Annotated in this window: 4 protein-coding genes; all 4 read right to left on the bottom strand. The window is 34.1% G+C overall.

Annotated elements, in window-relative coordinates; all coding sequences use genetic code 11:
- Window positions 1-866 precede the first annotated feature (866 nt).
- A complete protein-coding gene (locus tag AB4493_RS21875) occupies window positions 867-2,111 on the bottom strand; it encodes a TolC family protein (RefSeq protein WP_170962793.1) in 1,245 nt (414 codons plus the stop codon).
- A gap of 98 nt (window positions 2,112-2,209) precedes the next feature.
- Window positions 2,210-4,117 (bottom strand): ATP-binding cassette domain-containing protein, encoded by a 1,908-nt coding sequence (locus AB4493_RS21870; RefSeq protein WP_372155812.1) that lies wholly within the window; start codon window positions 4,115-4,117, stop codon window positions 2,210-2,212.
- Window positions 4,117-5,232: an efflux RND transporter periplasmic adaptor subunit gene (locus AB4493_RS21865; protein ID WP_170962792.1), complete on the bottom strand. Its 1,116-nt coding sequence runs from the start codon at window positions 5,230-5,232 to the stop codon at window positions 4,117-4,119. Before AB4493_RS21865 ends, AB4493_RS21870 begins: the two co-directional genes overlap by 1 nt.
- Before the next feature lie 14 nt (window positions 5,233-5,246).
- Window positions 5,247-7,247, bottom strand: coding sequence for a cysteine peptidase family C39 domain-containing protein (locus AB4493_RS21860; protein ID WP_136973893.1), 2,001 nt, complete (start codon window positions 7,245-7,247; stop codon window positions 5,247-5,249).
- Window positions 7,248-7,271: the final 24 nt, after the last annotated feature.

The following is a 7,271-nucleotide window of genomic DNA, read 5'->3' as shown; positions in this document are numbered from 1 at the left end:
AAGTATGCTCCCGCCCTGGTGGTTAGCGTAACTCGTTGGTACTGAATATTATTTATATCGAAGTGTACCAAACATGTCGAGGACACTCGCTTGCTTTACTCGATAAAGCCATAGAATGGCGCCGTTACTTTCATTAAGTGAGAGCGCTCGTTGAACCAGACTTATTCAATGGCTTGGTTACTATATTGAGGGGCTGGCGCGATTGCCATTCCTGAACCCAATGCGCTTCAAGCCAAGTAGTTATTCAAGCATTGTTACTCTCGGGATGCGTTGGCCAATGATTGACCTCGCATGACGAACGTTCTTTTCTACTGCCCTTTTCCCCCACCCTACAGTGGGACTACAAAAGTCAGCTTCGAAAAGGTAATGGTTGACCATTAAAAAGCGTCGATTGACTAACGCTTATTACCTTTCTTCATTGTATCTACTGCGGTTTTCATGTTGTCATAAATACCGCACTCAGGCACGTCTTGGAACACCCAAAAGGCTTGATTTTGGGCATAGAACAACATTTCATAACTCGGCGAACAATAGGCTCTCAGGAGAAACGCGCAACTATTACTGAGTTTAAAATGTGACGCTGGCATCAGCCGATACCTTAAAACCAAGCCCTAACAAGACTTGCTAAACATTACTCCATAGCTCATCAGCCATTACCTGGAAGTAGGTAACTTGTGTGGAGCAACTTGTCTCGATGAGCCTTCCGGTTTGACGAGACAGTTCCATCAATATTCAAAATGCAAACTTGGAAGAAATTATTATCGACAACTTGAATAAACATGGTTGTTACTCCTACTCTTAATGGCTATACCTTTAGTTGGCGCAGCTATGTTAAAAGAGAGATGTGTACATTACATCAAAGCAAATTAGAAGCATCCATGATAATCGAGTGCAGAACATAAATTAGTCTTGGCATTCACAAAGGCATGTTGAGCGTCAACTTGAGCCAATTTGGAATTTAATAGCTCAACTTCTGAAAGAAGATATTCGTACTTTGATGTAAACCCATAATCATATTCACTCAAACTATAATAGTTAGTCAATTCAGTAGCAGACAAATCAACTTGGCTAAATTCATAATCTCTTTGTGCTGAATATAGATTAATTAAAGCGTTGTTCATATTATCTACAACGGAACCAACCTTATATTCATAATCTAAGTGTGATATCGATAAATCAACATTAAGCAAATCGACATTAACAGCACGTTTATGCCACTCAATAAAAGGTAGAATAATTGTAGAAGACAAAGCACCAGCTGGATTCTCAAAAAGCTTAAGCAACTTATCCCCCTGAGTACCGATTGTTCCCGATATGGAAATTTGCGGGTACCATTCCAACTCCTCACGCTCCAATTTTAATGAACTAGATTTGATTTTAAGCATCGAACTTAACACATTGTAATGTGTGCCAGCAATTTCTGGCAAATCAGAAATTTTAAATTCAGGCAAATTTATAATGTCAAGTTCGCTAATTTCATTTGGATCAACAACTTCAGACCTTCCGATTAAATTCTCTATTTTGTTAACTGAATCAAAAATTTCTTCGTTAATTTTTTTTATTTCTTTCAATTCATAATCTAATTTTCTTTGAGAAAATATAACTTCAGAGTTAACAGAAACGCCAGATTCAAATCGTTCCTTTTCGATTCTCAGCGCATCGATACGAATAGCTTTAATTCGTCTATGCAAGTTAAGTCGTAACTTATTAGCTGATATTGATACGTATTCATTGATAAGTGACGTAACAACATCATTTCTAAGACCCAAAAAATCTAAGAATAACAACTCTTGTTCTATTAAGTTCAACTTATCTTCGACGCTTTTCTTACCAAAGAAATCAAAATCATAAAATACACCAACAGAAGTAGTGTAACTATTATTAGAATTCCCACCATGCTCTAGTGATTTTGAATGAGAGGTTCCGATATTGGCATTCATTTGAACATTTTTATCATAGTCGTTAATACGTTTGTTAATTTTTCCTTTTTTTATATCTAATAAAGAAGTTTGTAACTGAAAATTATTGTTAACGGCACTAATAAATAATTCGGAAAGATAAGGTGCCATTAATAATTTAGAATCTTCTATCTCATAGAACCAATTATCCAAATCTAGTTCCTCTCTAATACTTTCATTTCCGTAGCTGGAATTATTACTACAACCAGAAATGATGCACGATATAAGCAAATACAAATTTTTCTTAAAAATCATCTCGAAAGCGCTTCAATTGGATTTAAATTAGAAGCTTTAGTTGCAGGTAATAAACCGAATAACAACCCTGTAAAAAAAGAAAAAGCAACACCAATAAAAATGGAAGAAATAGATAATATAACGTCAAACTCAGTCAATATGTTTTTTATAATTAATAATGTAACTACCGAAAGCAAAACCCCTAAAAATCCACCTAATAGGGTTATAAAAAGAGACTCAACTAAAAACTGTTCTAGTATATCTTTTTTTGAGGCACCAATTGCACGGCGTAATCCTATTTCAGAATACCGCTCGTTAACGGAAGCTAACATTATATTCATAATCCCTGAACCTCCAACAAACAAAGAGATAGAAGCAATTGACAAAATAAAAACTGAGAATGAATTTTTAACTCGATAAAGAGTATCTATATATTCCTGATCTGACCAAAATGTATAACTATCATTTGTAAGCTTAGATAAATAATCAATAACAAGTTTCTCAGATTCAGGTTTAACTACAGTAAAATGGAAACTATCAATGAAATCTTGATCACTAATTCGATTGATAAAGGTAGAATATGGGATCCATGCAATAGATTGTGGACTACGTAAATCAGTTTGTTTCACGACGCCTATAACATAAAAAACAACATTATCTATAACTACTTTTTTTCCAATCGCTCCTTCAGAATCAAAAAATTGTGTATTTAATACATCATTAATCACAATAACTGATTCCGAAAACTCTACGTCTCTTGGACTAATAAGTCGCCCAGATAACACTTGCAAATTAATTAGACTTTCGAATTCACTTGAGACACCAAATATTGTACTACTATTGCTAAAGTTATTCTTTTTAGGGTTTTTGAAATATTGATTTAATTCTTTGTGTTCACGTAAATATGGCGATATGTGTTCGATATCTTTTAAATTAACCAACTTACCAAATGAGCTTTCGTTTAATAATCCATTTTTCACTTCGTAAGATTCAGCCTGAACAGTATTGTTTCCCATTTGTGCCAACTCTGATATTATTTGCTTTTCGAAACTTTCGGATATTGATAAAATAAATACTACAGTTGCAATACCGACAATGACTCCTATAAGGCTCAAAAATAACTTTGTCTTATTCTTCATATATAAGAATAATGAATTCCTTAGCACGTATTTGACTCGATATAAAAAATTCTTGTTACAAATATTATCTTCCTTAGAACTATGGAACTTTCCAAGAAGATTAGTGTTCTCATTTACGTCATCAATCACCTTACCATCAGAAATTTCAATTTTTCTGTCACACAACTCAGCAATATTAATATCATGGGTAACAATTACAACAGTCGTTCCTTCATTATTAATTTCTTTTAGAATTTTAATTACTTCGTTGCTATTTTGTACGTCTAATGCACCAGTTGGTTCGTCAGCTAAAAGAATCCTAGGCTTGTTAGCTAAAGCTCGTGCTATAGATACGCGTTGTTGCTGCCCGCCAGATAGTTCACTAGGCTTATTAAAACTGACTTCTTCAATATTCAAGCGTCTCATGGTTTCTACGATACTATTTGAATAATGGGAATTTTTTGAATTAAAATAAGATAAAGGTAATTTTATATTTTCTAAGCAACTAAGATACGGTATTAGGTTATATAATTGGAAGATAAAACCAAAATAACGGTTCCTAATTTTCGCCCATTCTTCATTCCCGCAATCTCCCATATCATTTCCATCGAAATAATAATCACCAGTCCAATTAGTGTCTAGACCTGCAATAATATTGATTAATGTTGACTTTCCAGAGCCTGAACTACCAACTATGGCAACTAACTCGCCTTCATTAATTTCCAAATCAATATTATTTAGCACAACAGTGCTACTGTCAGCCTTATGGTATGTTTTATTTAATCCTTTAATTTTAATCAAAGACATCAATTTACACCTTCTAAAATTAAAACATCACCGACCTCAACTCCAGATATTATTTCCGATTTCAAAAAATCGTGTAAACCTAGCTCAACGGTTTTGGCAATAACATGACCATCAACTAATACATTGACATTAGCTACACCATTAGCGCCATATTGGATGTATTGATTAGGAATAGTAACAACATCAATAGCTTCCGCGGTTTTTATTCTTGCACCTATTGACATACCAATACGAGCACTTTCAGACAACTCTCTAGGTACGTTAAAAGAAACATTATAGTTAACACCCTTTGAACTATTATCTAATGGCGTCAACTCAATAGAAGATATTTTTGATGTGTAATTATCTTTTGAAACTCCCAAAATATTAAATTCAACAATAGACCCAATAGATATATTTGAAATATCATACTCAGATATAGGAAGCTCAATACGATATACATCCGTACTTGCCACTTTAATCAAGTTACTTACTTGTTGGGTTGACACCAAAGTTTGACCTTTATCAACGTGTATTGAAACCACTGTCCCTTCTATCGGAGAACGTATCATTGTATAAGTTAATTGCGCTTTTTTTGAATCTACTTCCAACACCGCTGTCTCTTTAGAAAGTTTACTGCTCTGGAAAGATGCTACACTCTCCAAATATGCAAGTTTTTGTTCTTTCAATTCTTGTGATGTTTTACTTCCGACCTTTACTAAGTGCGTGACGAGCTCTAATTGCTCTTTCTCATATAAAAGTCGTTCTTGGCTTACGTTAAAATTTGCAACGGCCATCTTAAGCTCGTTCTGTGCTGTTTTAAGCTCGTTTGAACTTACAGTAGGGTCAATTTCGATTAATAATTGATCTTTAAAAACCTTGTCACCTATGCCAACCATTAATTCGGTAATCTCTCCAGAAACACTTGCACCGACATCAATCATTCTAACTGCTTCTATCGTTCCGATAGACTCCACATAGCGAGTGATGCTGTCAATTGATACAACATGCGTACCTTTCCCTCCTAATTTATTGGAATCAACAATCGCGTTTACATAGATAAAACTTAAACATAAAACAATGGATGACACGGCAAAAACAACTAATTTTAGCGTTATAACCTTACGTAAACTCACCTTCATATCCTTAACTATATGGTGTTAAGATCAATAACTTGATCCGCATTTTTAATTGACCTAGGATTATGACTAGTGAAAACAATAGTTTTCCCTGTTCCTTTTAAAGTATCCACAATCAAATCACAACTCAGTGCATCCAAATTACTCGTAGGTTCATCTAACAATAAAGTATCCTTATCTGAGAGTAATGCCCTACACAACAAAATGCGCTGCTTTTCTCCGGAAGAAAATGGATTGGTATAATTACTGATGTTCGTATGGATACCTTGAGGTAGTGACGCTACAACTTGTGTTAAACTAAGTTTATCTATCAATATAAAAATATCATCATCACTTACATTTTCATCGAACATAGCGATATTTTCACGTACGCTACCACTAATAAAATCTTGGTTAGTAGCTTGATAATAATTTGACGCAATTAATATATTATTATCCATTTCACCACCTTCATCATTTTTCAATATAGCATCGCTGTATAACCCAGATAATACTTTTAGTAATGTCGTCTTACCCGAACCAGATCTACCAGTCACAGCTACTAATTGCCCTTTGGTTATTTTTAATTCTGGAAAACTAATTGAGTTATTTACGCATATCTTTTCGACGAAGTTACGACGGTGGAGACCTCCGACCTTATCCCTATGGAGATTATGAATACTATTATCTTTTTCAAATTCAATAACATCTCTTCCTCTTTCTTCTGCTGCATCAAAAGAACCAAATGAATCATTTATATCAATCAAACGACTAAATGAAGCAGAAAAAATTTGTTTTGTATAAAAAAACAGAAATACCGAAGATAAAGGTGTATTGTTGTATTGAACTAACCAAAAACACAGGCATAACGTCAACATTATATCAACGATACCAATGATTTCTTGCGTGATTGGAAACTTTAGGTGTTTTAAACTAGACTCTATCTTAAATTCTACGAGTTGATTCACTTTAGAATCATTAACGCCACAGAGGTTTTCACTTGCTTTTCTTGATTTGATGTCTGAAATTGAATTGAAAGATTCTACAAAATGCTTAAATATGTTTTCTTGATAAGACTCTTCTATTACGTTAATTTGAGTTAGATGCTTCCTTGACATCCAGGCTAAGAACGATGATATAGAAGATATTACTAACAAAAAAGCAGCTAAATATGGCGAAATGTAAGCAGCAATAAAAAATGCAACTACAAGTTGAATAACACAAACAACCAAACTATTATAAATTGTTGACTTCGCAACTTTTGCTCCTACGTACTTAAGCGATCTATTTGTCACATCTGTCGATGTCCTGCGTTCGAAAAACGACATCTTATTGCTCAAGAACAAAGAATAGATTCTATTACTTTCTCTAGCCATTGTGGCTCCCTCTATCATTAGAGTTCGCTTTGAGCTTTGCCACATTATAACTAAAGAAACTATCTGTCCTAATACCAAATAGAACAACATATTAAAATCTAAGCTTTCGAAATCCTTAAAACCGTTATTAATATTCAAAATTATTGCGGGTAACACTAATGACAATAATGTAGTACATACCCCATAAAACAAAAGTAAAGCATCAAGTTTTATACTCTGGCTTTTAAATCTCGGAAGACCAAAAAATGACGGCTTAGCATTAATTTCACTATTTTCTTCCAAAACAATAGCATAGCCGGACAAACTCAGTTTCAACATACCAAGCTTTAATACTTGCCTACCTAAAGCGGGATTCATAACAACGGCACAATAACTATTGATCCGCTCTAGCACGACATAGTGGCTATCATTAAGATGTATAATACACGGAGTAGGTAACTCTTGGATTAACTGGGGGGTAAATGAAACTGCACGAGCATTAATATCTAACTTTCCAAAGAGACCAATTAAATCATGAAGACTAGTCCCCAATTCAGATGGTCGACATAACGTTCTTAAGTAACTTAGAGGCGCATTTTTATCATAGTGAGCACTGATACTACTTACACAAGCAAGACCACATTCGGCCACTTCACCTTGTAAACAAACTGTATCCATAATTTAACCTTGTCGATAGAAAAA

It is taken from the genome of Vibrio sp. 10N.222.55.A1 (assembly GCF_041473835.1).
GTDB classification, from domain to species: Bacteria; Pseudomonadota; Gammaproteobacteria; order Enterobacterales; family Vibrionaceae; genus Vibrio; species Vibrio crassostreae_C.
The sequence above is the reverse complement of the archived record's forward strand: the minus strand, read 5'-3'. Positions and strand labels throughout refer to the sequence as shown.